This is a genomic window from Stenotrophomonas lactitubi (genome assembly GCF_002803515.1).
GTDB lineage: Bacteria > Pseudomonadota > Gammaproteobacteria > Xanthomonadales > Xanthomonadaceae > Stenotrophomonas > Stenotrophomonas lactitubi.
This window is the reverse complement of the sequence record NZ_PHQX01000002.1, coordinates 146,587-172,978: the sequence shown is the minus strand read 5'-3', so window position 1 is coordinate 172,978 and position 26,392 is coordinate 146,587. Positions and strand designations below refer to the sequence as shown.

The 26,392-nt window shown below is 68.0% G+C and carries 21 protein-coding genes; 7 read left to right on the top strand and 14 right to left on the bottom strand.

The window, feature by feature from the left end; translation table 11 throughout:
• Positions 1 to 117: 117 nt before the first annotated feature.
• A complete protein-coding gene (locus tag CR156_RS20265; RefSeq protein WP_099819484.1) occupies positions 118 to 441 on the top strand; it encodes an I78 family peptidase inhibitor in 324 nt (107 codons plus the stop codon).
• Positions 442 to 509: 68 nt separating this feature from the next.
• Here CR156_RS20265 and CR156_RS20260 read toward each other — a convergent pair whose 3' ends face one another.
• The 3 genes from CR156_RS20260 to CR156_RS20250 form a co-directional block, all read right to left on the bottom strand.
• Positions 510 to 2,450: a M56 family metallopeptidase gene (locus CR156_RS20260; protein ID WP_100554328.1), complete on the bottom strand. Its 1,941-nt coding sequence runs from the start codon at positions 2,448 to 2,450 to the stop codon at positions 510 to 512.
• Positions 2,451 to 2,453: 3 nt separating this feature from the next.
• A complete protein-coding gene (locus CR156_RS20255) occupies positions 2,454 to 2,840 on the bottom strand; it encodes a BlaI/MecI/CopY family transcriptional regulator (protein ID WP_025876036.1) in 387 nt (128 codons plus the stop codon).
• Between the two features lie 202 nt (positions 2,841 to 3,042).
• Positions 3,043 to 4,170 carry an SDR family oxidoreductase gene (locus tag CR156_RS20250; protein ID WP_100554327.1) on the bottom strand — a complete coding sequence of 376 codons (1,128 nt, stop codon included), beginning with the start codon at positions 4,168 to 4,170 and terminating at the stop codon, positions 3,043 to 3,045.
• A 216-nt stretch (positions 4,171 to 4,386) separates the two neighbouring features.
• On the opposite strand from CR156_RS20250, the gene CR156_RS20245 reads away from it, so the two are divergent.
• The gene (locus tag CR156_RS20245) at positions 4,387 to 4,695 is read left to right on the top strand and encodes a putative periplasmic lipoprotein (protein WP_100461762.1); all 309 of its coding nucleotides are present in this window, start codon (positions 4,387 to 4,389) and stop codon (positions 4,693 to 4,695) included.
• A 3-nt stretch (positions 4,696 to 4,698) separates the two neighbouring features.
• Here CR156_RS20245 and CR156_RS20240 read toward each other — a convergent pair whose 3' ends face one another.
• Positions 4,699 to 5,757: a DNA topoisomerase IB gene (locus CR156_RS20240; RefSeq protein ID WP_100554326.1), complete on the bottom strand. Its 1,059-nt coding sequence runs from the start codon at positions 5,755 to 5,757 to the stop codon at positions 4,699 to 4,701.
• A gap of 116 nt (positions 5,758 to 5,873) precedes the next feature.
• Here CR156_RS20240 and CR156_RS20235 point away from each other — a divergent pair, with 116 nt between their 5' ends.
• The 3 genes from CR156_RS20235 (at position 5,874) to CR156_RS20225 (ending at position 12,421) form a co-directional block, all read left to right on the top strand.
• On the top strand, positions 5,874 to 6,263 hold the full coding sequence (locus tag CR156_RS20235) for an I78 family peptidase inhibitor (RefSeq protein WP_100554325.1): 390 nt from the start codon (positions 5,874 to 5,876) through the stop codon (positions 6,261 to 6,263).
• A gap of 172 nt (positions 6,264 to 6,435) precedes the next feature.
• Positions 6,436 to 10,890, top strand: coding sequence for a glutamate synthase large subunit (gene gltB / locus CR156_RS20230; protein WP_100554324.1), 4,455 nt, complete (start codon positions 6,436 to 6,438; stop codon positions 10,888 to 10,890).
• Positions 10,891 to 10,975: 85 nt separating this feature from the next.
• Complete coding sequence (locus tag CR156_RS20225; RefSeq protein ID WP_100554323.1) at positions 10,976 to 12,421, top strand: FAD-dependent oxidoreductase; 1,446 nt, start codon at positions 10,976 to 10,978, stop codon at positions 12,419 to 12,421.
• On the opposite strand, the gene CR156_RS20220 is transcribed toward CR156_RS20225, so the two are convergent.
• Entirely contained in the window at positions 12,407 to 14,836 is a 2,430-nt protein-coding gene (locus tag CR156_RS20220; protein WP_223880264.1) for an ATP-binding protein, read from the bottom strand. The genes CR156_RS20225 and CR156_RS20220 overlap by 15 nt on opposite strands.
• 154 nt (positions 14,837 to 14,990) lie before the next feature.
• On the opposite strand from CR156_RS20220, the gene CR156_RS20215 reads away from it, so the two are divergent.
• Entirely contained in the window at positions 14,991 to 15,860 is an 870-nt protein-coding gene (locus CR156_RS20215; protein WP_100554322.1) for a methylglyoxal synthase, read from the top strand.
• Positions 15,861 to 16,267: 407 nt separating this feature from the next.
• Here CR156_RS20215 and CR156_RS20210 read toward each other — a convergent pair whose 3' ends face one another.
• From CR156_RS20210 to ttcA, 3 genes are read right to left on the bottom strand one after another with little or no spacing between them, the layout of a single operon-like run.
• Positions 16,268 to 17,047, bottom strand: a complete 780-nt coding sequence (locus CR156_RS20210; protein ID WP_100554321.1) for a M48 family metallopeptidase — start codon at positions 17,045 to 17,047, stop codon at positions 16,268 to 16,270.
• 59 nt (positions 17,048 to 17,106) lie between these two features.
• Positions 17,107 to 18,012, bottom strand: coding sequence for a recombination-associated protein RdgC (locus CR156_RS20205; RefSeq protein WP_089241793.1), 906 nt, complete (start codon positions 18,010 to 18,012; stop codon positions 17,107 to 17,109).
• A 36-nt stretch (positions 18,013 to 18,048) separates the two neighbouring features.
• Positions 18,049 to 18,945, bottom strand: coding sequence for a tRNA 2-thiocytidine(32) synthetase TtcA (gene ttcA / locus CR156_RS20200; RefSeq protein WP_100554320.1), 897 nt, complete (start codon positions 18,943 to 18,945; stop codon positions 18,049 to 18,051).
• Between the two features lie 90 nt (positions 18,946 to 19,035).
• Between ttcA and CR156_RS20195 the strand changes: the two genes are divergently transcribed.
• Positions 19,036 to 19,239, top strand: a complete 204-nt coding sequence (locus CR156_RS20195; RefSeq protein WP_032978412.1) for a YdcH family protein — start codon at positions 19,036 to 19,038, stop codon at positions 19,237 to 19,239.
• 142 nt (positions 19,240 to 19,381) lie between these two features.
• Here the strand turns inward: CR156_RS20195 and CR156_RS20190 are convergent, their stop codons facing one another.
• From CR156_RS20190 to CR156_RS20165, 6 genes are all read right to left on the bottom strand, one after another.
• Complete coding sequence (locus CR156_RS20190) at positions 19,382 to 19,738, bottom strand: hypothetical protein (RefSeq protein ID WP_100554319.1); 357 nt, start codon at positions 19,736 to 19,738, stop codon at positions 19,382 to 19,384.
• Positions 19,735 to 22,371, bottom strand: coding sequence for a glycerol-3-phosphate 1-O-acyltransferase PlsB (gene plsB / locus CR156_RS20185; RefSeq protein ID WP_099819471.1), 2,637 nt, complete (start codon positions 22,369 to 22,371; stop codon positions 19,735 to 19,737). The genes CR156_RS20190 and plsB overlap by 4 nt, the downstream gene beginning before the upstream one ends.
• Positions 22,371 to 23,324 carry a hypothetical protein gene (locus tag CR156_RS20180; protein WP_100554318.1) on the bottom strand — a complete coding sequence of 318 codons (954 nt, stop codon included), beginning with the start codon at positions 23,322 to 23,324 and terminating at the stop codon, positions 22,371 to 22,373. Before CR156_RS20180 ends, plsB begins: the two co-directional genes overlap by 1 nt.
• Before the next feature lie 316 nt (positions 23,325 to 23,640).
• Positions 23,641 to 24,465: a S1 family peptidase gene (locus tag CR156_RS20175; protein WP_100554317.1), complete on the bottom strand. Its 825-nt coding sequence runs from the start codon at positions 24,463 to 24,465 to the stop codon at positions 23,641 to 23,643.
• Between the two features lie 219 nt (positions 24,466 to 24,684).
• Positions 24,685 to 25,410, bottom strand: a complete 726-nt coding sequence (pyrF, locus tag CR156_RS20170; protein ID WP_100554316.1) for an orotidine-5'-phosphate decarboxylase — start codon at positions 25,408 to 25,410, stop codon at positions 24,685 to 24,687.
• Complete coding sequence (locus tag CR156_RS20165; RefSeq protein ID WP_100554315.1) at positions 25,407 to 26,327, bottom strand: 5'-nucleotidase, lipoprotein e(P4) family; 921 nt, start codon at positions 26,325 to 26,327, stop codon at positions 25,407 to 25,409. Before CR156_RS20165 ends, pyrF begins: the two co-directional genes overlap by 4 nt.
• Between the last annotated feature and the right edge of the window lie 65 nt (positions 26,328 to 26,392).

Below are 26,392 nucleotides of genomic sequence, written 5' to 3'. Positions count from 1 at the left end.
GTGGGCACGGTGGCGTGCGTTGCGGTGCTTGCGCGGTACGGATTCAGGCCGCGTTGACACCACTGACACACGTCCCGGCGACACTGCCGCTACCGAACGTCACCCAGGAGTATTCCCATGCGTCGATCCTCCCTGTTGCTGCTTGCGGCCATCCTGCCGCTGGCGGCCTGCAGCCATGCCGGTGGCAACGCCCCCGCCGAGGTCGGCAGCCTGCCAGCCAAGGTGTCCGATGGCCCGCAGGAATGCAGGCCCGATGCGTTGGAAGCCTTCACCGGCAAGACCGCCGACGAAGCGACGATCAAGAAGCTGGTGGCAGACAGTGGCGCGCGCAACGCACGCGTGGTCAAACCGGGCATGGCGGTCACCATGGACTTCCGCCAGGACCGCGTGACCGTGCAGGTGGACGCGCAGAACCGCATCGAGCGCGCCAGCTGCGGTTGATCAACCGGGGTAGTGCCGGCCGCTGGCCGGCACCCCCACACTGCCGGCCAGCGGCCGGTACTACCGGTTCAGAGCCGCTCGGCCTTGCCGCTTTCCAGCGCACGCGCGATTACCTGCTCTGCCTGCTTCGCGGCCTGCACCTGCAGGCGTGCCTGACGCTCGCCCAGTGCCGCCTGCTTGCTGCCCAGCACGGCCTGCTGGCTTCCCAGCGCAGCCTGCTGACTGGCGAGACGGCTCATTTCGCGGCTGCGCTCGGACTGCAGCGCCTGGTTGCGGGCAACCTGTGACGCCCGCTGTGCTTCAACCGCGGCCTGCCGTGCAATCGCTGCATCATCCGCCGCGCCACGGGTGGCCCGCGCCGCTTCGGCTGCCGCTTCGCGGTTGATGTCGCGATCGTTGATCGCACTGCGTGCAGCCCGTGCGGCGGCAAGGGCGATCTCACGTGCCTCTTCACCCTGCAGCCTGCCCAGTTCACCCTGCTCGCGGCCGAGCTGGCCCTGCTGACGACCCAACGCACTCTGCTGGCGCCCCAGTTCGCTCTGCTGGCGGCCCAGATCGGCGGCGCCGGCATAGGCACGCTGCAATGACTGGATCAGCATCGGATCACGTACCACGTAGCGCTTGTCGCCTTGACGGAACCACAGTGCCGGGCCGTCACCAATCCGGCTGCGCGCCTGCATCACATCGTCCATGCCGGCATTGGCGAACGCCTGGCCATGATCGACCAGCACGAAGGCCTGCTGCGGTGGCGTGCCGAGATCGAGCTGGCCATGGGTGACGATGGTGGTTCCGGTGTGCGAATGGGTGCTCGTGTCCTGCTCCTCGTACTCGTCAGCATCGGCCGGTTCTTCCGGCTCAGCCGGCTCAGCCCAGTCGGCAGGCTCTGCAGGCACGGCGGCCGCTGGCGGTGCTGCGGGGGCCGCGGGGGCGGCAGGCGCGGCTGGCGGCGGCGGCGCAGGCACAGCGCGCGGCGGTGCCGGCGGCGCAGGCGGAACCGGCGCGGCCACGAGGCGCATCGGCGCCACACCCACGGCCAACACGACCAGGGTCAAGCCGACGGCCAGCAGGCGCGGGCACGCCCGGTGCGACTGCAGCGAGAGCAGGCGGCGCTTGAGGCTGGTGGTGCTGGGCGCTGCGCTGGCCACGCCGAGGTGCGGCTGCGGCGCCACACCCAGCTGCAGCAACAGGCGGCCATAGGCATGGCGGCTGGCGCCATGTTGGCCGACCACGGCCGCATCCACCGCTTCCTCGCGGGCCTGGGCGTATTCGCGCACGGCCAGTCGCAGCAGAGGATTGAAGAAGAACAGGTGCTGGGCCAGGGCCGGCAGCAGTCCCCATTGCAGGTCACGGCGCTGCAGGTGCTGCAGTTCGTGGGTCAGTGCCAGATCCAGCGCATCGCCCTGCAGTGCGTTCATTCCCGCCGGTAGCAGCAGCACCGGACGGAACGGCCCGACCAGCTGCGGCGCATCAACCTGGTCGCTCATCCAAAGGCGTGGTGCGCGGCGCAGGCCGTGCGCATCCGCGGCCAGCTGCAGCGCCTGCACCAGCGCCTGGTCCTCGCACGGATACGACGCAGCCAGCAGCGCGCGGCAACGGCGCCATTCGCCGAAGGTCCGCAACGCCATCAGCAGTACGCCGGACATCCACAGCGCGGCCAGTGCCAATGCCCACCAGGCCACCGGCGTGCTGCCGACATCGCCCATCGGCGTGTTCGCCAGCAGGTGCGCCGATGCCTCCGGTGCCATCGTATACATCGCGTCCGCGGCAAGATCCACGGTCGTCATTGCCACCGCATCGGATGCGGGCAGCCAGGCCAGCTGCAGCGGTTGGCTCCACAACAGGCCGACCACGGCCTGCAGCGAAACCAGCCACCACAAGCGGCAACGGGTGGCCGCCGACAGTGTCGGCAGCGCGCGGCACAGCAGGTACACCAGCGCCACCAGCAGCACGGTCTGCAGGCTCGTCCAGCCCAGCCGCTCCAGCATCGGAATCAACATCGAGGTATCCATGGCTCAGTCCTCCTGGCGACGCGATTGCAGTTCGGCCACCAGCGCTTCCAGTTCGGCCAGTTCGTTGTCGCTGACCTTCTGCCGCTGCGACAGGTACGCCACGAACGGCGACACCGAGCCCTGCAGGGTGTTGTCGACGAACTGGGCGACGGCACCCTGCAGCACGCTCTCCGGGCCGCGGGTGGGCTGGTAACGGTAGACGCCCTGCTGCTGCCGACGCTGCAGGTAACCCTTGGCGCGCAGGCGCTCCATCATCGTCAACACGGTGGACCGGGCCAGCCCGCGCGGTTCGCCATAGCCGCTGGCGACCTCGCCGACGCTGGCCGGCGCCTGCTCATCCACATACTGCAGCAGGGCCAGTTCCTGGTCCCCGATGGTCTTGCCACGCATGACAACACTCCCTTGACTACACGTGTCGCCACTGTTGCCGTGACGACACCTGTAGTCAACCCCCCGGAAGTCATGGGCCGACGAACGGTAGGGGACGCGGCCGGAGGCGAATCAGGGGTCAGATCCCTTTCGCATGCAGAAGGGATCTGACCCCGTCCTGCCCCGGTGCAGCTGCCGGCCAGCGGCCGGCACTACCACAGCGTCAGCCGCGCGGCCCACCCATCACCGGCAGGATCACCCCGCTGATGTAGCTGGCACACGCCGGTGAGGCCAGGAACACATACGCTGGCGACAGCTCTTCCGGCTGTGCCGGCCGGCCCATGTCGCTGTCCTTGCCGAACTCGGCCACGTCCTTCGCCTGCTTGTCGGCCGGATTCAACGGCGTCCACACCGGGCCCGGCGCCACGCAGTTGACCCGGATGCCGCGCGGCAGCAGCTGGCTGGCCAGCGCCTTGGTGAACGCATGGATCGCGCCCTTGGTGGCCGAGTAGTCGATCAGTGCCTTGCTGCCAAACAGGCCGGTTTCCGAACCGGTGTTGATGATGCTGGCGCCCTCGCCCAGATGCGGCAGCACCGCACGCGCCATCTGGATGTAGCCGCCGATGTTGGTCTGCAGGGTTTCCTGCAGGTGCGCGTCTTCCAGGTCTTCCAAGCGCTCGCAGTGCAGCTGGAACGCCGCGTTGTTGACCAGGATGTCGATGCCACCGAAGGCCTTGGCCACCTGTTTCACGGCCTTGTTGCAGAAGCGCGGATCGCGCACGTCGCCGGCGATCACCACGCAGCGGCCGCCCTCCTTCTCCACATGCTGGCGGGTCAGCTCGGCGTCCTTGGTTTCGTCCAGATGCAGTACGGCAACGTCGGCGCCTTCGCGGGCAAACAGCACCGCCACCGCGCGGCCGATGCCGGAATCGCCACCGGTGACGATCGCGCGCATGCCCTGCAGCTTGCCGCTGCCGACGTAGTCCGGTGCAAGGAAGCGCGGTGCCAGTTCCAGTGCATGCTCATGGCCGGGCTTGGCCAGATGCTGCGCCGGCATCGTCTCCGGCTGCCGGCGCGGGCCGGCTTGGGTAGCGGTCTTCTTTGTCGCCTTTTTCGTCGCCTTCTTCGCTACGCGTACATCCTTCGCCTTTTCCTGGTCCTGCAGACGCCGTTGCCGCGCGGCCACACGCGCCGCGCGCGGATCGGAAGCGGCGGCCTTGCGGGTCGCGGTCTTCACCACGCGTGGGCGCTCGGACGTGGTGGCTTCGGCGGCGGCTGGCGCGGTCTGTGTACCTTTGCGCACCTTCGGCGATGCCTTGCGGCGGGCGGGGGTCTTCCTGGTGGTGGCCATGCAGGTCTCCTCGGGGGATGGGGGTTGCCGGCCAGCGGCCGGCACTACCGGGGCGCGTGCGCCGCAGTACCGGGGGCGGCGTGCGCCGCTCGTGCAGTGTCTCCACGCAGGCTGTTGGCGGCAGTGAGCGCACCGTGTCCATCGCGTGCACGGCATTCATTCCGCCACCACGCCTGTCGTCGCACCCTGCAGGCCACAACACGAGGAACGTCCCCCATGAAACATGCCATTGCCACCGCCGCCGTCTGCTTCGCTCTCGCCGCCTGCAGCAGCAGCCCCGTCGCCCAGATCCAGCCGATCGATGGGGTGATTTCCGGCCAGTGCCATTCGGACATGGTGCGCGGTGCGGTCGGCCTGGCAGCATCGGATGCCACCGTTGAGCGCGCCCGCGTCGACAGCGACAGCCTGCACGTGCAGGTGCTGCGTCACGACGGTCCGCGCGTGCCGCCCGCCAGCGAAGGCGGTGAGCGCCTGACCATCGAAAAGGGCCGCACCAACAACATTACTGCCATCTACTGCGGCTGATCGTTACGACGCGCCGCCGCGCTTGGCCAGGCGGCGCGCCCGACGCAGCACTTTCAGCGTCGCCTGTTCCCACTGCCGCGGGCCGCGCAGGCCCGCCAGTGCAGTCAGCTCGCCGCGTTCCCACCCGGCGAACACGCACGGGTCGATATAGGCCTTGCGGCATACCGCAGGGGTATTGCCCAGCCGTGCCGCCACCTGGCACACCACTTCGCGCTGCGCCTTGGCCAGCGCGCGTTGGCTGGCCGGTTCGGGCAGCTCGGTGGCGGCGAAGGTCTGCACGGCGGCCAGAGTTCCGCCCCAGGTACGGAAGTCCTTGGCGGTGAAGTCTTCGCCCATCACTTCGCGCAGGTAGTCGTTCACCGCGCCTGAATCCACCGGCTGCACCTCGCCCGCGTCGTCACGATACTGGAACAGGGCCTGCCCCGGCAGTTGCTGCACGCTGCGCACCAGCGCGCCCAGCCGACGGTCGCCCACCGTCACCTCATGCAACTGGCCGGACTTGCCGCGGAAGCGCATGCGCACGCGGCCCCCCCGAAGCAGGTCCAGGTGACGGTTGCGCAGCGTTGTCAGGCCGTACGACTTGTTCTCCTGCGCATAGGTCTCGTTGCCCACGCGCACCAGCGTGTCTGCCAGCAGCGCCACCACCACCGCCAGCACCTTCTCACGGGGGAAGCCGCTGCGCTTGAGGTCGCGGCCGAGCCGCCGTCGCAGCGCCGGCAACGCTTGGCCGAAGGCGATGATGCGGTCGAACTTGCCGGCATCACGCACCGCCGCCCAATCGGCGTGGTAGCGGTACTGCTTGCGCCCGCGCGCGTCGCGGCCGGTGGCCTGCAGATGGCCGTTGGCATGGGCGCAGATCCACACCGCGGTGTAGGCCGGGGGCACGGCCAGCGAGCGGATGCGCTGCAGCGTGGCGGCATCGCGTATGGCATGACCGTCGGCATCGCGATAGGAGAAGCCTTTGCCAGCGCGGACGCGGCTGAAACCGGGCTGTGTGTCATCGACGTAGCGCAGGCCGGCGGCGCGCGCGGCCTGGCGTTCGGGTGTAGGGGGGGTGGGCATGCCGTCAGTCTGCCGAGCGGCGCGGCGTGGCCACGTCAATAACGCAAGACAAACACGTGAGGGTGGGTTCGCCGCTATGCTCGGCCTTTCACCGTCCCTTCCATTCCGGAGTCATGATGTCGTTCCCGATCCGCGCCCGTTCCCTCTCCGCCCTGCTGCTGCCGGCCGTGCTGGCCCTGACCGCCTGCCAGGCGCCGTCGCTGGATGAGCAGGACTCGGCCACCGCCCACGCACAGCAGGCCGCCGAGGCTGCCAAGGCGCCGGCCGACGAAGCCGGCAAGGCCACCGAAGCACCACCGGTCGGCAACTGCGACGCCAGCCAGGTGCAGAGCCTGGTCGGCCAGGCCTATACCGAAGCACTGGGCAAGCAGGCCCAGGAAGATGCAGCGGCCAAGCAGATCCGCGTACTGCACCCCAATGACGTCACCACGATGGAGTTCGTGGGCGACCGCCTGAACATCGAGGTGGACGCAAAGGACGTGGTCAGCGGCGTCCGCTGCGGCTGACCCATCCCGCGCCGGCAAGCGTTTGCCGGCGCTTTGGTTGCGGCTGCAACCGTGTATTGCGGCGTTGCAGCAACCTGTGATCTAGTCGAGGCATCCGGTGGCCTCACGATGCGCTCCAGGGATTGAGCGGGCAGGAGTGTCCCCGTTCATTTCAATCTGCATCGAGGTAGAGATGGCCCCCCGCAACCGCCAAGGGCTTTACGACCCGCGCTCCGAGCGCGATGCCTGTGGATTTGGCATGGTCGCCCAGCTCGACGACCAGCCTTCGCGCCTGCTGGTCGATACCGCCATCGCCGCGCTTTCGCGCATGACCCACCGGGGTGGTGTCGCCGCCGACGGCCTCACCGGTGATGGCTGCGGCCTGCTGCTGCGCCGCCCCGATGCCTTCCTGAAACTGCTGGCCAGTGAAGCGGGCATTGCCGTCGGCGCGCGCTTCACTGCCGGCCTGGTGTTCCTGCCGCACGATGCCGACGCCGCACAAGCCTGCCGCACACAGCTGCAGCAGCAGATCGAGGCGGTGGGTTGCAAGGTGGCCGGCTGGCGCGAGGTGCCGACCGACGACAGCGTCTGTGGGCAACTGGCGCGCGATACCCTGCCGCGCATCGAACAGGTGTTCGTCGATGCCGGCGTCGGCCAGGATGACGCCGGTTTCGGCCTGGCCCTGTTCCTGGCCCGTCGCCGCAGCGAGCAGCTGCTGCGCACGCATGCCGACTACTACGTCACCACGCTCAGCCCCAATGCCATCAGCTACAAGGGCATGGTGCTGCCGGACAAGCTCAGCCGCTTCTTCCCGGACCTGCAGCGCCGCGAACTGGCCTCCAGCGCCATCGTGTTCCACCAGCGCTTCTCCACCAATACGCTGCCGCGCTGGCCACTGGCACACCCCTTCCGGATGCTCGCCCACAACGGCGAGATCAACACCATCGAGGGCAACCGGCGCTGGGCGCAGGCGCGCAGCAAGGTGTGGAAGACGCCACGCTTCGACATCGGCGAATTCGACCCGGTCATCTCCATGCATGGCTCGGATTCGCAGAGCCTGGACAACATGCTGGAACTGATGGTGTCCGCTGGCATGGAGCTGATCCAGGCCCTGCGCATCCTGGTGCCGCCGGCCACGCAGTCGCTGGAATTCAAGGACCCGGACCTGGCTGCGTTCTACGAGTTCCACGGCCTCAACAGCGAGCCGTGGGACGGCCCGGCCGGCATCGTCGCCTGCGACAGCCGCTACGCAGTGTGCACCCTCGACCGCAACGGCCTGCGCCCGGCGCGCTGGATGCTGACCGCCGATCGCCACTTCCTGGTCGCCTCCGAAGCAGGTGTGTGGGAAGTGCCGACCGAGCGCGTGGTGCGCAAGGGCAAGCTCGGCCCGGGCGAGATGATCGCCATCGACCTCAAGCGCGGTGACCTGCTCGATTCGGAGGCCATCGATCGCATCAACCGCGGCCGTGCACCGTACAAGCAGTGGCTGCAGCAGGGCGTCACCTACCTGCAGACCGAACTGATCGACCCCTCGCTGGTGGAAGAGCCCTTCGACGAAAGCACCCTGCGCAGTTACCACAAGCTGTATCAGCTCAGCAGCGAGGAAGTGGAGCAGGTGCTGCGGCCGCTGGCCGAGACCGAACAGGAAGCCACCGGCTCGATGGGCGATGACACGCCGATGGCCGTGCTCAGCCAGCGCAGCCGTCCGCTGTACGACTACTTCCGCCAGGCCTTCGCGCAGGTCACCAACCCGCCGATCGACCCGCTGCGCGAAGACTGCGCGATGTCCCTGTCCACCCAGCTCGGCAAGGAGACCAACATCTTCCATGCCGGCCCGGAGACGGTGAACCACGTCATCCTCAATTCGCCGGTGCTGAGCCAGCGCAAGCTGCGGCAGCTGCTGAAGATGGACCAGTACGTGCAGGCCAACCGCCTGCTCGACCTGTCCTACAGCGAAGAGGAAGGCCTGCGTGCGGGCATCGAACGCATCTGCGCCGAAGCCGAACAGGCCGCGCGCGATGGCATGGTGATGCTGCTGCTGTCCGACCGCTACCCGGTGGCCGGGCGGCCGATGGTGCATGCGTTGCTGGCCACCAGTGCGGTCCACCACCACCTGTCGCGCCTCGGCCTGCGCTGCGACGTCAACCTGATCGTCGAGACCGGCAGCGCGCGCGATGCGCACCACATGGCCTGCCTGCTCGGCTTCGGTGCCACGGCGGTATACCCGTACCTGGCCTACCAGACCCTGTTCGACCTGGGTCGTCGCGGCATCCTCAAGCTCAGCAAGGGCGGCGAGCAGTCGCAGATCGGCCGCCGCTACCGCAAGGGCATCTACAAGGGCCTGTCGAAGATCATCTCGAAGATGGGCATCTGCACCGTGGCCAGCTATCGCGGTGCGCAGCTGTTCGAAATCATCGGGCTGGAACCGGAGGTCGTGGACCTGTGCTTCCCCGATACCGCCTCGCGCATCGGTGGCGCCGGTTTCGCACGCCTGGATGCCGATGCACGTGAACTGTGCGCGCAGGCCTGGGATGCACAGCAGGGCGTGGATGTCGGCGGCCTGCTGAAGTATGTGCACGGCGGCGAATACCACATGTACAACCCGGACGTGGTGACCACCCTGCAGCGCGCGGCGCGCAGCGGAGACCCGCGTGCGTGGCAACAGTACTGCGATGCCGTGCATGCGCGCCCGCCCTCGGCGTTGCGCGACCTGCTGCAGCTGGTGCCGGCGGCGACGCCGACGCCATTGGACGACGTCGCACCGGCCAGCGAGCTGTTCCCGCGCTTCGATACCGCGGCGATCAGTCTCGGCGCGCTCTCGCCCGAGGCGCATGAAGCGCTGGCGATTGCGATGAACCGCCTCGGCGGCCGCAGCAATTCCGGCGAAGGTGGCGAAGACCCGGCGCGCTATGGCACCGACAAGCGCAGCAAGATCAAGCAGGTGGCGTCCGGCCGCTTCGGCGTCACTGCCGAATACCTGGTCAATGCCGAAGTGCTGCAGATCAAGGTCGCCCAGGGCGCCAAGCCCGGCGAAGGCGGTCAGCTGCCCGGGCACAAGGTCAATGAACTGATCGCGCGGCTGCGCTATGCCAAGCCCGGCATCGGCCTGATCTCGCCGCCGCCACACCACGACATCTACTCCATCGAAGATCTGGCGCAGCTGATCTACGACCTCAAGCAGGTCAACCCGACCGCACTGGTGTCGGTGAAGCTGGTCAGCCATGCCGGTGTAGGCACGATCGCTGCCGGCGTGGTCAAGGCCGGTGCCGACCTCATCACCATTTCCGGCCACGACGGCGGCACCGGTGCTTCGCCGGTCAGCTCGATCCGCTATGCCGGCGTGCCGTGGGAACTGGGCATCGCCGAGGCGCACCAGGCATTGGTGGCCAACGACCTGCGTGGGCGCACCCTGCTGCAGACCGACGGCGGCCTGAAGACCGGCCTGGATGTGGTCAAAGCCGCGCTGCTGGGTGCGGACAGCTTCGGCTTCGGCACCGCGCCGATGATCGTGCTGGGCTGCAAGTACCTGCGCATCTGCCACCTCAACAACTGCGCCACCGGCGTGGCCACCCAGGACGAACGCCTGCGCGAGAACCACTTCACCGGCCAACCCGAGCGCGTGGAGAACTTCTTCCGCCTGCTGGCCGAGGAAGTGCGCGGCTGGCTGTCGGTGCTGGGCGCACGCTCGCTGCAGGAGATCGTCGGCCGTACCGACCTGCTGCGCCAGCTTGAGGTCTCGCCACGCGAGGACGTGCGCGTGGATCTCTCGCGGCTGCTGGCCGACGCCAGTTACCCGGGCAGCCACTGCGCCGCACAGCGCCTGTACGAATCGCCGGACAGCCTGGCCACGCAGATGGACGGCCTGCTGGCTGAGGCCATCGAGCACAAGCGCGGCGGCGAACATCGCTTCCTGATCCATAACACCGACCGCAGCATCGGCACCCGCTTGGCCGGCGCCGTCGCGCGCGCGCACGGCAACCAGGGCATGGCCGAATCGCCGCTGGAGCTGCGCTTCCGTGGCAGCGCCGGGCAGAGCTTCGGTGCTTTCAACGTCGGCGGCCTGCACCTGGAAGTGGAAGGTGAAGCCAATGACTACGTCGGCAAGGGCATGGCCGGTGGCCGCCTGGTAGTGCGTCCGCCGCGTGGCGCACGCTTCGAGGCACGCAGCACCGCGATCATCGGCAACACCTGCCTGTACGGCGCCACCGGTGGCGAGCTGTTCGCCGCCGGCCGTGCCGGTGAACGTTTCGCCGTGCGCAACTCCGGCGCACTGGCGGTGGTGGAAGGCGCAGGCGATCACTGCTGCGAGTACATGACCGACGGCGTGGTGCTGGTGCTGGGCAAGGTCGGCCTCAACTTCGGTGCCGGTTTCACCGGCGGCCTGGCGTACGTGCTGGACGTGGACCGCGATTTCGTCGACCGCTACAACCACGAGCTGATCGACATCCATCGCGTGTCCGCCGAAGGTTTCGAGAACTACCGCCAGCATCTGCACCGTCTGATCGGTCGTCATCGCGAGCTGACCGGCAGCATCTGGGCGCAGCAGATCATGGATGAGTTCCGCGATTACATCGGCAAGTTCTGGCTGGTCAAACCCAAGGCCGCCAGCATCGAGTCGCTGACCGAAACCCTGCGCCGCGCTGCATAACGGTAGTGCCGGTCGCTGGCCGGCAACCCAGGATCACGTAGTGCCGGCCGCTGGCCGGCATCCGGAAAACACCACAGAGCCCGCCATGAGCCGCAAGCACGCCTTCCAGTTCCTCGATCTGCCCCGGACCATGCCGCAGCGCATCCCGGTCGAACTGCGCACCTCCGGCGACTGGGGTGAGCTGTACGGAAAGTTCGGCAAGGAAGACGCGCAGTACCAGGCCGGACGTTGCCTGGACTGCGGCAACCCGTACTGCAGCTGGAAGTGCCCGGTGCACAACGCCATTCCGCAATGGCTGCAGCTGGTGCAGGAAAACCGCATCCATGAAGCGGCCACGCTGTGCCACAGCACCAACCCGCTGCCGGAAGTGTGCGGCCGGGTGTGTCCGCAGGACCGTCTGTGCGAAGGCAGCTGCACGCTGGAGGAATTTGGCGCGGTCACCATCGGCGCGGTGGAGAAGTACATCGTCGACACGGCACTGGCCACCGGCTGGCGGCCGGATATGACCGCGGTGCAGCCCACCGGCCACACGGTGGCCGTGATCGGTGCCGGCCCCGCAGGCCTGGCCTGTGCCGACCGCCTGGCGCATGCCGGCATCACCGCGGTGGTCTACGACCGCTACGAGCAGGCCGGTGGCCTGCTGCAGTTCGGCATCCCCAGCTTCAAGCTGGACAAGGACGTGATCCGCCGCCGCCGCGACGTGCTCGAAGGCATGGGCGTGCAGTTCCGCCTCGGTGTGGAGATCGGCCGCGACATCAGCCTGCAGCAACTGCTGGACACCCACGATGCAGTGTTCGTCGGTACCGGCGCCTACCGCTACACCGATGGTGGCCTCGACGGCCAGGACCTGAAGGGCGTGCTGCCGGCACTGCCGTTCCTGGTGCAGAACAGCCGCATCGTCGGCGGCGATGATCCGCAGGGCCGGCCGATCGCCGGCTGGGAAGACCAGATCGCCCTGCCCGACCTCAATGGGAAGCGCGTGGTGGTCCTCGGCGGTGGCGACACCGGCATGGACTGCGTGCGCAGTGCGGTGCGACTGGGTGCCGCCAAGGTCACCTGCGCCTACCGCCGCGACGAAGCCAACATGCCGGGCAGCGCGCGCGAAGTGGCCAATGCACGCGAGGAAGGCGTGCGCTTCCTGTTCAACCGCCAGCCGCTGTCGATCGAGGCCGGCGCCGACGATGAAGTGATCGGGGTGACGGTCATCGAGACGCGTCTGGGCGAACCCGATGCCAACGGCCGCCAGAACGCGGTGCAGATCGAGGGCAGCGAGTCGCTGCTGGAAGCGGACGTGGTGATCATCGCGTTCGGTTTCTCGCCCAGCGTGCCGTCGTGGCTGGCCGAGCATGGCGTGGAGGGCCAGGCCAATGGCCGCATCCTCGCCGGAGGCAAGGGCAAACTACCCTTCCAGACCGCCCATCCGCGCCTGTTCGCCGGTGGCGACGCGGTGCGCGGTGCCGACCTGGTGGTGACCGCGGTGGCCGAAGGTCGCGACGCCGCTGCCAGCATCGCGCGGCTACTGGCGCACTGACAGACCGAGCGGCATCAGCGCTGCGGCCAGGATGGCATGCAGTGCCTGGCGCTCAACCGGCTTGGCGATGAAACGATCGATGCCAGCGTCGAGGCAGGCCTGACGGGTACTGTCGAGCACGCTGGCGGTCAACGCGATGATCGGCACCCTTGCCGCATCGGCACGCGGATCGGCGCGGATCGCGCGGGCCAGGGCAAAGCCATCCATGCCCGGCATGTGGCAATCGGTGATGACCAGCGCGAACGGTTGCGTCTGCCACGCCTGCCAGGCCTGCTCGCCACTGGCGGTTGCATGCACCTGCAGGCCCAGCTCCCGCAGGCGCTGGACCAGCAGCTGCAGGTTGGTGGGATGGTCTTCGGCAACCAGTACCCGCACCGGCGGCAACGCTGGCAGGCCAGCCGCATCATCACGATGCTCCACCGACGGCGCCTCACAGGCCGGCAGGTACAGGTCCAGCCACACCGTGGTGCCCGCGCCCGGCGTGCTGCACAGGTGCAGCTGCCCGCCCATCGACGCCGCAAGCTCCCGGCATATCGCCAGGCCCAGGCCGCTGCCGCCGAAGCGCCGGGTGGTGGAGGCATCGGCCTGGGTAAACGCTGCGAACACCGCCCGCTGGCGCTCGCGGCTGATGCCCACGCCGGTGTCGGTCACCTGCAGCCGCAGCTGCTGGCCATGCTCACGCTGCTGCAGCACCCGCACCTGCAGGTCCACCCCGCCCTGCAGGGTGAATTTCAGCGCATTGCCCGCCAGGTTGAACAGGATCTGGCGCAGGCGCAGCGCATCGGCCAACGATCCCCGCTGCAGCGCGGGATCCACCTCGCAGCGCAGATGCAGCCCCTTGCTCGCCGCCACCGGTACCAGCAGACGCTGCACCGCCCGCAGCAGCTCGGCCAGGTCAGTGGGCAGGCACTGCGGTGGCTGTGGGCCGGACTGCAGGCGTTGGCTGTGCAGCACGTCATCGAGGATCTGTCGCAGCATCTGCGCGGCATCATCGATGGTCGCCAGTACCTGGCGCTGGCGCGCATCCAGTGCGCCGCTGCCGAAGCGCTCCAGCATTCCCAGCAGGGTGCTCATCGGCGTGCGGATCTCGTGGCTCATGGTGGCCAGGAAATGGGTCTTCGCGGCGGCATCCTGCTCCGCGTCACGCCGGGCATCGTTCAACGCCTGCGTACGTGCGCGCGCCTCGGTGACATCCATCCAGTACCCGCTCCATTCCACGCCTCTGTCGCTGCAGGCAATCGGTCGCCCGTGCGAACGTACCCAGCGCCAGCCGTTGGGGCCGCGCGTGCGGAAAGTGATGTCGATGGGCCCGCGCACCAGTGCGGCGGCGTCGACGCAGGCCAGCACCGAGCGGCGGTCCTGCGGATGGACTGCGGCCAGCAGACTGCCATGGTCGACCCGCGCGGTATCCACGCTGATCCCGAACAACGCGTGCACGTCGCCGGCAATGTGGGGAACGCTGTACTCGCCGGTGCTGCTGCGCCGCGCCCGGTACACCACCGCCGGCAGGTTGGCGGTGACGTCCTGCAGGCGCTGTTCCAGCGCCTGCCTGCGCAGGCCTTCGCGGTGCAGCCGCCAGTAGCCGAACGCATACACCAGGCTCATTGTCAGCAGCACCAGCAGCACAGCGATCGACCCGCGCAGGGGTGACACCGGCGCGTGGCCGCGACGAGGGGACGTCACGATCCAGTGTGCCCGCAATGCCTCGCGCTGCTCCTGTGTCATGCCTGCCTGCAGCTGGTTGAAGCGGGCTACCAGATGCGCGCACGCCGGCAGCGTGGCCAATACCAGTGCGTCGCTGAAGCCGGCCGGCGCTGCCACGTCCAGCGCGTCGCCCGGCTGATTGCGCAGCGTGGCTTCCACGTCCACCAGGTTGCCCACCACCGCATCGACCTGGCCGCTGATCAGCAGCCGCAGTGCCGTGTCCAGTGTCGCCACCTGCAGCAGCGGCACGGCCGCACCCGACTCCTCCAGCATCCTGGCAAGCGGCACGATGTCGAGGCTGGCCACGCCGCGGCCGTGCAATCCGTCGAGGCCGATGATCGGCGGCGCGTCGGGGCGTCGCACGATCACCTGCGGCACCTGCAGGTAGGGCACGCTGGCCATCCAGCCTTTCGGCTTCTGCGCACGCGGCCAGCCGAGCACGGCCTGGGTTCCGGCAGGCAGCGCGCCGGCGGCCAGCGCCGTCGCCGCGACCGGTGTGGCGCGCAGCGTGGGGTACTGCTCCTGCAGCAGCGCCAGGTAGACCGCCACCAGGCCCTGTGGCGTGTCGTCCAGACTGGATGACAACGGTGCACGGTCAGCGGGGTAGGCAAGCAGGATGGGGCCTTCGCACTGTCCGGCCCAGGCCTGTGCTGACAACAGCGACAGGGCGACGATGCGGGCCAACGGGCCAGCGACATTCACGGTGGACATCCTCATGTCGCAGGCAGGGGCATGGCCGCATCGCGGTACGACCTCCCATCACGCTAGCGACGCGCTTCCCAGCAACAATGAGGAAATGTGTAAAACCCTCCGAAACCGTCAATAGCGACATACACTGCCGCTTCTACCGATCCCGGAGCTTTCGATGCGCATCGGCCTGGCCGCCAACCGTCTCCATCACAACGACGCGCGCGCGGCACTGTTCCGCTGGCTGCGCGCCAGCGAACCCGGGCTGCGCGAACTGGGCGTGACGCTGTGTGCGGTCGGACGTACCCACGATGCGATCCAGCGCAACGGTTTCCTTGCCGGTTACGACGGCCTGCAGCGCTATCCGTACGGTCGCGAAGGCGGGTTGATGAAGCTGGTGGCCGAAGTGGTGGGCATGGGCGCCGAGCGTACGCTGGACGGTGCGGTCTATCTGATGGATCCGGTGGATCCTTCCTCGGTGTTCCCCGAGGCGACCGCGCTCAAGCGCCAGTGTGTAATCCACGGCAAGCCTTTCATTTCCACCGTGGCCACCGCCCGCGACTGGATCGAGGTGGAACGCATCCATGCTGGCCTGGCCGCCGATGCCGGCGCCGACGAGCTGCATGCGTTCGAAGGGCAGACGCTGGCGTTGATCGCGCACGATGCGATGAAGCCGGCGATGCTGGCGTTCGCCGACGAACACTTCGACGTACTGGCGCGCTTCGGCGAACGCGTAGCCACCGGTACCACCGGCCAGCGCTTGAACGAGCTGGCCTGGAGCCGCGGCTGGCCCGCGGATACGGCGTGGGTGACGCGTTACCAGAGCGGCCCGATGGGAGGCGATGCGCAGATTGCCGACCGCGTGCTGGAAGGTCGTTGCCAGCGCGCGATCTTCTTCGAGGATCCGCATGTGGCGCGCCAGCATGAAGCGGACATCCAGCTGCTGGAGCGGGCGGTGACCACGGTGACCGATCAGGCGGTGTGCATCACCGCTCCGCGGGTGGCGGCGCGATGGGCGGAGGCGGCCGCCAAGCGCGCGGGTCGATGAGGTTATCGGCCAACGGCTGAGCCCCTCGTGGTGGCCGTTCAAATCAAAAGCTGTGCTTGGCCGGACGGGTGGGCCATGCAGGGGACGCTGCAAGTACATCCATGTAAGCTCGATGGCGCCATCCATGGCGCCAACGCCCCTGCATGACCCACCCGCCCGACCTCAGACAGTTTCCGTGCCACCACGGAAGAGAAGAAGAGCAGGAGCAAAGCGGGTCGCGCGTTGTGCGCGCTTCTGTAGAGCCGAAGGTAGCGGCAGGAGCCGCTGCCAACGTCGCTTGCGACGGCCCGGAGGGTGCCGGTCAGGACGACCGGCATAGCCATGCTCGGCTGCTCTTGGTCGCGGTGGCTGAACATCCGCGCCGCGCGCGATAGCCGAGCATGGCTCGGCTCTACAAAATCACAGTGCTACAGCAGCTGCCGAAGCATTGCTTTCAATCTGCGCCCTTCCAGCTGGAAGTAGTCGCGCTGCGCTCGCCAGTCGGGGAAGCGTTGTTCTACTTCGTGCCAGAACGCCGGCGAGTGGTTGGCCTGGATCAGGTGGCAGAGTTCGTGCACCAGCACGTATTCGAATGCGGCGGGGCTGCCCAGTACCAGTGCCAGGTCCAACGCCATGCTGCCGTCGGGGGCCAGCGAGCCCCATTGCGAGGACATCACCTTCAAGCGCAGGCGGCTGGGCGCGCGTGGCAGGCCGGGCAGGTACTTCGGCAGCCAGCGGCCGACATCGGCGCGGGTCTGTGCTTCGTAGAACTCGCGCAGCAGGCGGCGCAGGGTCGCGTCGCCGCCACGGCTCGGCCATTGCACGCAGGCACCGTGTTCGTCGATTTCCAGTCGTGCGTAGCGGCCTTCCTGCCAGCGCAGCGGCAACAGTTCGCCGCGCAGCGGCAGCACACCGTCGACGCCAGGCTGCAACGCGGCGGGCAGTCCATGCCCCTGGTAAAGGCGCAGCTGCAGGCCCAGCCAGTCACGATGCTGTTCGAGGAAGCGCTCGCCCATCACCAGGCTGGCGCGCGGCGGCAACGTCAGTCGTGCACCGCGCTCATCGACGCTGAGCTTGATCCGGCGCGCGCGCGGATCACGCACGCGCAGTACCTCGATCTCGACATCCTCCAGCCGCAGGCGAACGGTGTCGCGCTGTACGGTGGCGGCAGGGACCGGCGAGATCAGGCGGCGCAGCAGACGGCTCATGGTCCCAGCATAGCGCCGTGCGGGGCCGCCGGATGACCGGCGGCCGACGGCCTGCCTGTTCAGTCAGCCTTGCTGAGCTTGAAGGCTTCTTCAAGCAGCAGGAACAGGCGACGGATCTCCGCGCTCTGCAGGGCGAAGCGGGCGTCGAACTCGGCGCGGCGGCCGTCTTCGTCAGCGTGCTCCAGCTGGTCCAGTGCGCCGTCCAGGAACTTCAGCTTGCGCACGATCAGGTCGTCGCCCAGCACGAAGGACAGGTTGTCCTCGAACACCAGGGCCAGCTTGGTCACCTGCTTGCCGGCGTCCAGGTGCTTGTCGATCTCGTCGCAGCGCAGTTCCTGGTGCTGGCACTTGACCACCGCGCCGCCTTCCACCGGGTCCTTCATCTCGCACTCCTCACCCAGGCTGAAGCCGGTGGGCAGGGGCTCGCCGGCGATCCAGCCGGTCAGGATCGAACGCGGCGCGACCTCAGCATTCAGCGGCATCGCCGGGAAGCTGCCGAGCAGGCCACGGATGTCGGACATGAAGTATTCGCCGGTCTTGCGGCTGGAGGTGTCCACCACCACGTAGCCGTGCAGCTGGTCGATGAAGGCATCGTTGCGCGAGGACTTCACAAAGGCGCGCGGCAGCAGTTCATGCAGCAGGTCGTCCTTCATGCGCTTGCGCTCGCGGCCACCGGGGCGGCGGCCTTCCTTCTCTTCGATCTCTTCCAGCTTGCGCTCGAGCAGGTCGTTGACCACCGCGCCGGGCAGGATCTTGTCCTCGCCACCGACGGTCAGCCACAGGTGTTCGGCAATGCGGTGCGAGAGAGCTTCCTTCTCTTCGCGGCCGAACGGCGAGATGAAACCACGCGAGTTCATTTCCAGCGCGCCGACCGGCTTGAGCAGGGCGTGCGGCAGCAGGGTGTCGACTTCGGAAAAATCAGTGGAGGTCGGGAAGCGGAAGAACGTCAGGTTGCGAAAGAACATGGAATTCCGGTGTCTGAAGAAGAAGGGCGCCCGACCTTAAGCGGCAGGCGTCTCGGGAACTGCGTCGGCCAGCCAGGCATCGGCATGCGCCGCATCGCCACGGCGGCCCAGGGCCATGAAATCGAACAGGGCGGCATCAGCCAGCTGCGCAGGTCGCACGTCGGCCATCGCACGTGCGATCTGTTCGATGCGCCCGGGATGGTCCTGGTCCCACTGCTTGAGCATCAGGCCGACCTGCCGACGCTGCAGGTTTTCCTGGCTGCCGCACAGGGTGCAGGGAATGATCGGGAAGCGGCGGGCCTGCGCGTACTGCGCGATGTCGTGCTCGCGCACGTACGCCAGCGGGCGGATCACCACGTGCTGTCCATCGTCGCTGAGCAGCTTCGGTGGCATGGCGGCCAGCTTGGCATGGTGGAACAGGTTCAGGAAAAACGTAGCCACCACGTCATCGCAATGATGGCCCAGGGCGATCTTGCTGAAGCCGTGCACCTTGGCGTGGTTGTACAGCGCGCCACGGCGCAGGCGCGAGCACAGCGAACACATCGTCCGGCCTTCCGGGATGACCCGGCTGACCACCGAATACGTGTCCTGTTCGATGATCTGGTACGGCACGCCCAGCCCGGCCAGGTACTCCGGCAGGACGTGCTCGGGGAAACCGGGCTGTTTCTGGTCCAGGTTCACCGCCACCAGCTCGAACGGCACCGGCGCCTTTTTCTGCAGCTGCAGCAGCAGGTCCAGCAGGGTGTAGCTGTCCTTGCCGCCGGACAGGCAGACCATGACCTTGTCGCCCGCTTCGATCATGCCGAAGTCGGCGATTGCCTGGCCGACCTGGCGGCGCAGGCGCTTGCCCAGCTTGTCCGCCCCGTGCCCGGCCACGCGCGGGTCGCGCGAAATGCGCTGCGGGGGATCGGGCAGGGAGATCACGGCGGACATGGCGCCATTCTACCGGCTTGCGGCAGCCTGGACCCGGGGTGGGGATTCCCCTCTCCCGGCAGTCATCGTCGCTGTGTATGCTCGGAGACCGTGGACACCTACAACCCCGCCGAAATCGTCGAACACCTCGTCGCCCTGCGTGCCGAGCACCGGTCGCTGGATGAACAGATCGCGCGCATGGCCGCCAACGGCGAAGATGAGCTGGAGTTCAAACGCCTGAAGCGGCGCAAGCTGCAGTTGAAGGACTGCATCACCAAGCTGGAAAGCCTGCAGATTCCGGACGAACCAGCATAACCGGTGGCCCATCCACGCATGGCGTGGATCTACTGCAACCCCACGCCCGCCCCGAAGTCCGGTAACGACCCGGCAACATATGGTTCCACGCCATGCCGGGATGTCCCAGTAGATCCACGCCATGCGTGGATGGGGCCCTGCATCAACGCGGCAGCACCAGCTCCGCACTCCAGGCCGCCTCGCCGTCCACGGTCAGGTCGCAGCGGCGCACGTTATCGGCACCGGTGCAGCGCAGCCCCAGCGGATGGCCGTACCAGTCACCGGCAAGGCCCTGCCGAGCGGCGGGTTCATCACCGCTGATACGCACCTCGCCAGCCAGCCACAGACGGTACCGCGCCGGTTGCCCGGCCTTTGCCTCGATACACAGGCGCACCGGCGCATCGGCCAGGCGCCCCGGCAGGGTATCGTCCACGCAGGCCTCTGCAGCCTGCACCGAAGCCGCCGCAAGGCCTCCGACCGCGATCAACGCGGCCAGGCCCGACAGGCGCCGCAGGTTCAATCCTGCGGTGCCGGTTCGTCCGGGCGCGCTGCTTCCGGGCTGACCCGTTCGATGGTGTGGCGCAGCTCGCGGCCGAGGATGAACTTGGCATCCTTGGCCCAGGCATCCAGGCGCTCGTCGAACAGCAGCTTGCTGTTCTCGTCCGGCCACACCAGGCGCAGCTCGCGCAGCTTCTGGATGAAGCCGCGGAACAGCGACTTGTCGAAGAACTCCGGCGCGGCCGGCGCATAGAGCAGGCTCAGGCGCTGCGCGGCCTGCTGACACAGGCTTTCCAGTTCGGCGGCACCGAGCGTACCCGGGCCGTTTTTCACCAGTACCGAAATGGCGATGTAATACCGCTCGAACGCCTGCTGCAGCGAATGCCCGATCGCCCGCAGGCGGAACACTTCGTCGGTCTGCCCGGTGTTGCGCGCCAGGATGCCGCCGTCGTCTTCGTTGACGTTCTGCAGCAGGCCCTCACGCACGAACACGTCGATGGTCTGGTCGATGCGCTGGGCGAACTCGTCCTCGGTCCACGGCAGGAACAGTTCGGCCTGCAGGAACGGGTACACCGTGCGGCCCAGCTGGACCAGGCCGGTGCGGCTCATGCGGCGGTTGTTCTGGAAGCAGCAGGCCACCCACGACGACGCGGTGAACAGGTGCACCACGTTGTTGCGGAAGTAGCTCAGCAGCACTGCGGTATCGCCGCTGACGCTGAGCACGTCGCCCAGCGGGTGCTTGATGCGGGTAAGGACGTTGATCTCTTCGGCGTGGGCGATGATCCGCTCCGGCGAGTGCGGGGTCACCGTCACCCGGCCCGAATACGGCATCTCCACCAGCAGGGTCTTGCACAGCTCGATCTGCGCGATCAGGTCGGCCTCGCCCATCGCATGCTTGGGCGTGGACAGCAGGGCCAGCGCCAGCAGGTTGATCGGATTGACGTCGGCCGCGCCGTTGATGCGCACCTGGATGCGCTCGGCCAGGGTGTCGACGGTGGTCGACAGCCACGAGGGCTTCTCGTCCTCGGACACCGCCTCGCCACCCCACTCCGGGGCCTTCTCGGCCAATACATCGTTCAGCGCGATCGGCTCACCGAAGTTCACCACCACCTGGCCGTAGTTCTGCTTGAGCACCTTGGGGATGCCCCACAGCAGCTGCCAGATCGATTCCTTTTCCTTCGGCCGCCCGGACAGTTCATCCAGGTAGCTGCCGCCCTCCATCAGCTTCTCGTAGCCGATGTAGATGGGCTGGAACAGCACCGGTTTGCGTGGCTGGCGCAGGAACGCGCGCAGGGTCATCGAGATCATGCCGCCCTTGGGCTGCAGCAGGCGACCGGTACGCGAGCGCCCACCCTCGACGAAGTACTCGATGGAGTAGCCGCCTGCGACCAGCTGCGCGACGTATTCGCTGAGCACCGCCGAGTACAGCGCGTTGCCGCGGATCGAGCGGCGGATGAAGAACGCACCGCCCTTGCGCAGCAGGGTGCCGACCACCGGCAGGTTCAGGTTGATGCCGGCCACGATGTGCGGCGGCACGATACCGCGGTCGTACAGCAGGTAGGACAGCAGCAGGTAGTCCATGTGGCTGCGGTGGCTGGGCACGTAGACCACTTCGTGGCCCGGTGCAGCAGCCTTGAACTTGTCCAGGTGGTGCACCAGCACGCCGGCGTAGATGCGGTTCCACACGTGACTGAGCATGAAGCTGGCCGAGCGCACCACCGGGCTGGAATAGTCCGCGGCGATTTCCCAGGCGTAGGCGTGCGCCTTCTTCCAGGCATCGCTGGTTTTGCTGTTGTCGCGCTTGGCCTGGGAGGCGATCGCCTCACGCACCGTCTCGGCAGCCAGCACCTGGTCCACCAGCAGGCGCCGGGTCGACAGGTCAGGACCGATCACCGACTCGCGGATGCGGCGGAAATGGGTACGCAGCACGCGCTGCAGCTTGCGCACCGTACGCTCGGGCTCCAGGCCCTCGTCGATGGTCGAGCGCAGCGAGATCGGCGGTGCGAAGCGGACGATGGTGTTGCGGCCGTTCAGCAGCAGGCCGAGCAGGCGGCGGAAACGGCCGACCAGCGCCCAGTTTTCCGAGAACAGCACGGCGAACCAGCCGCTCTGCTTGTCCGGGGCGCGGCCGACGAAGATCGATACCGGCACCAGGTGCACATCCAGGTCGTCGCGCACGCGATGGGCCTGCAGGACCTTGGCCAGCGAATCGGAATGGGTCTTGGCACCGCGCTGCTCGGGAATCAGCGAGTTGCTGGAGCTGCGGCGCGACAGGGCCAGGTAGGCGCGCTTGCGGCCGGTGGGGTCACCGGCCAGCGGCACCAGCGGCGACGGCAGGCCGGCCTGGCGGCAGGCCTTGTCCAGGATCAGCGCGTTGGACAGGCCGTAGTCTTCCAGCACGTACATGACCGGGCGGCCATCGTTGTACTGGCCCGGGTCTTCCGGCTCGATCTTCAGCGACAGCCAGGGTTCCACCAGGCGCCCGAGCAGACGCGCCCACAGCGGGCGGCGGCCAGCAGGACGCGCGTGCACGGGCGTCGCCGCCGGCGGCGTGCCAGCGTCGGTCGAGGGGGACGCCGGCGCCGTGTCGGCGGGCGTCGGCTGGGATTCTTCGCCGGGGAACGGCAGCGGGTTCTGTTTCGACATCGACGTCATTATGGCTTAGCCGATGGCGTTGCCGCTTCCCCATCGGTTGCGGGGGCGGGTGCAGGCTCTGGCGCGGCGGCGGCGCGGGCGGCATCGGCCTGGCGCAACAGGGCGTCGGTATCGGCCAGGGTGCGGGTCAGGTACCAATGGCCCTCGCGCCGGCTCAGCGGTACCTGCACGGTCATCGCGCGGCCGGCAAGCTCGTACTGCAGGCGCACCAGGGCGTTGTCGCCCTCCACCGACAGCAGCTCACCACGCACGCTGCGCAGCGCCTCGTCCACGCCCAGGCCATAGCTGGCCAGCACGGCCTTGACGGTGTGGATGAACGGCGCCAGCTGCTGCAGGCTGCCTTCCATGCCCGCGGCCTGCAGGCCGGCGTCGTCCTGGAAACCGACCTTGGCTGCGGCACCGACGAGGGCGGCGATGCTGCTGCGGGCCCTGGCGCGGTCGCTGATGGGCGCGTCCTGGGCCCAGGCCGCCAGGGTCTGCACCAGCTGGATGTAATGCGCCTGCTGGCCAGGCGTGTAGCCCTTCTGGTGCCGCAGGTACTGCACGCCGAAGTTGCCCATCGACTGCGCCGCCTGGCGTACGGCGCGGGCCTGTCCGGCCAGCTGACGGTCGAAACTGCGCTGCAGTTGCGTGCTGGCGCCGGGCTCACGCAGCGCCGCCAGCATCGGCAGCAACTGGTCGCCGAGCGGCAGTCCCGTCAGCGGCCACTGGCTGTGGCCATCGGCCCAGGCCTGCTGCAGGCGCTGATACTGGCTGGGCGGCACCGACAGCTTTGCGTAGCCGATCAGATCGTCCTCGGCCAGCCGTTGCGCCATCGCCTGTACCGCGGCGACAGGTTCGGCCGGCGCGGCGGCCGGATCGCTGCCGGATTCACGGCACGCGGCGATGGCCAGCAGCAGCATGGCCGCCAGCCCCCATCCCCGCGCAGACCTTCCTCGCACTACAACGCTCATGCAATCGGACTCCCCGGACCGGTCCGCATCTTGCGGCCTGCGACGTGACAGCGGCAAGCCGGGGCGTCACGGTTTCCGCCATGGCACGTACTGCATGGTGGCTCCATGCCGCGAGCCGACGGGCCTCCCCGCACCGGGCAGACAAAAAAAAGAGCCCGGATCACAGGGATCGCAGACTCTTCAAACCGGCGCAAGGCCGGTGGACAGTGTTGTGGCGCATGTCCGGCCCGAAGACCGGATGGCGGCGATCCTACGCTGCCCGCAAAGTTAATGCAACACATGACAAAATATCATTCAACTCATTGATTTTATTGAATCAATCGCGTTGCCAGACCGCTTCTATGAAATCTACGGCATGTTTTTCGGCGATTCGGGCATAAACGCCGGGGTAGCCGGCCAGCGCGCAGCCTTCGCCCCAGCTGACGACACCGAACTGGGTCCAGCCCTCGCGCAGGCGCAGCAGCAGCGGACCACCGGAATCGCCCTGGCAGCTGTCGATCCCCTCGCGGCCGGCGCAGATGACCTTGCCGCGTGCCAGCTCACCCGCGTACGCCTGCTGGCACTCGGCGAAGGGCACGAACGGGGTCTGCACCGTCTGCAGCTGGGTGGGATAGAGGCGCCCTTCGCCGATGTCGGCATCGCCCCAGCCGATCACCGTGAACTGCCTGCCTGGCTTGAGATAGCTGGCATCGGGCCGCAACCGCAGCGCCACCGGCTGCGCATCGGCCAACGGCGCACTCAGGTGGATCAAGGCGACGTCATGCTCCAGCGAATTGCCGCTGTTGAACGCCGGATGCACGTGGATGGCCTTGACGTTGGATGCGCGTGCCGATGGCTCGGTGGACAACGCGGTGACGCCGCCCAGCACGGCCAGATCACCGGGGCGATCGCCCTCCACGCAGTGCGAGGCCGTCAGCACCCATGAGGGGGAAATCAGTGTGGCACCACACCATTGGCGACCATGGTCACTGTCGCCGTACGACAGGCGCTGGATGCTGACCATGAACGGGTAGTCACCGGGCCTGGCGGCCTCGCCGCCGATGATGCGCGGCGCTTCGCGGGGCTGGGGTGCCGCCGCAGCGGGAAAGACGATGGCGGCGGCCAACAGGCTGCCGAACAGCAAAGAGGTGCTGCGATACATATCCGTGTATTCCTCTATCGATGGTTGGAACCGGCACGGCCGCGGTCCGTGCTGGTGCATCGATTGATAGAGGTCGCTCCACCCGCGCAGCGCGATGTGGCGCACAGTTTCCCGGGCTGGGGTCGGGTGCGTCAGGGCAACAGACACAAATGCGAACGCCACCCCGCATTCGGCGGGATGGCGTTCGTGGTGCCGGCGTGACCGCCGTCGGAGCGGGGCTCAGCGCGCGGCCAGAGCCGTCGCGATTTCCTGCTGGATCGCCCGTGCTGCGGCCTGCGGATCAGATGCCAGGCGGATCGGACGGCCGACCACGATGGCATCGGCGCCATCGGCAAAGGCCTGCGCCACGCCCACAGTGCGCTTCTGGTCATCGCCGACCGGGCCACCGGGGCGGATGCCCGGGCAGACGATCGAGAAACCGGCCCCGGTCGCGGCACGGATCGGACCCGCTTCCTGACCGGAGGCGATCACGCCGTCGATGCCAGCAGCCTGTGCGGCCAGCGCGCGTTCGACCACGACCTCCACCGGCTCGCGGTCGATGCCCATCTGCGCCAGATCCGCGCGGCCCATCGAGGTCAGCACGGTCACTGCCAGCAGGCGCATGTCGCCGCTGTTGGCGGCCGCACAGGCCTCCATCATCGCCGGGTGCCAGCCGTGGATGGTGGCGTAGCTGACCGGCCACTGCGCCAGGCGCTTGATCACCGCGGCGGCGGTGGCCGGGATATCGAAGAACTTCAGATCGACGAACACCCGCTTGTCGCGACGTGCCAGTTCGTCCAGCACCTGGAAGTACTCGCCGGAGGCGAGCAGTTCCATGCCGATCTTGTAGAACGCCACGCTGTCGCCAAGGCGGTCGACCCACTCCAGCGCCTGCACGCGGTCAGGCACGTCCAGCGCGAAAATCAGACGCTCGTCGTCACGCAGCGGCAGCGGGGCGCGGCTCACGGCGCGTAGTCCAGCGCGGCACGCTTGGCGTCATGGCGGGCCTGGCGCGACTGCGAGTAATCGTTGTTGAACTGCGCCGGCTCGAAGCCGCCGTAGGTCGGGTTCGGCAGCATCCACCAGCGCTCGCCGAACCAGTCGTGGTACTGCTGCAGCAGCGCGTCGCGGCCATCATTGGTGTTGGCGGTCACTTCCACGAAGTCACCCAGCTGGTCGCCGAACTGCATCAGCACGCGGTACTTCTGGCCGGCCAGGCGGCGGCGGCAGTTCTTCTCGCTGCCGGCCTGCTCGCAGCCTTCGACCACGGTGCCCAGACCGAGGAACACGCTGTCATCGGCCACCGGCAGGCCCTGCTCGCGCAGGTTGGCCAGGGTCGCGTCCTTCAGGTGCACGGCGCGGTTGGAGATGTACAGCAGGGTGACGCCCTTGGCGTTGGCGGCCTTGGCGAAGTCGACCACGCCGGGAATGGCCTTGGCCTTCTTTTCGGCGACCCACTGGTCCCAGCTGAGTTCGTCGTATTCCTTGCCGTCACGCACCAGGCGCGCCTGGTAGGGCGAGTTGTCCAGCACGGTCTCATCCACGTCCAGCACCACGGCCGGCTTCAGGCCCTTGGCCTCGTTGCCGCGCTCTTCCGGCACCAGCGCATCCCAGTGGGCTTCCTTCAGCGCGACGTCCAGGTGGTCGGCGGCGGCACGGTAGGTCTGCTCGGTGATCGCCTTGTATTCCTGAGCGCGCTGCATCCACAGCACGGCATTGAGGTTGTCGTTGGCGGTCGCGTCGAGCGCACCGTCTGCCTTGGCGGCAGCGGCCGGCGCTTGCGGGGTGGCGGCTTCGGCAGGCGCTTCCACGCGCTTGCAGGCGGACAGGCCCAGCGCCGCGGTGGCGAGCAGGGTCAAAGACAGGGACACAGGACGACGCATGGATTCACCGGCAATCAGATATACCGGCCCATTTTACCGGCAAAGGCGCCGCCGGGACGGCTATG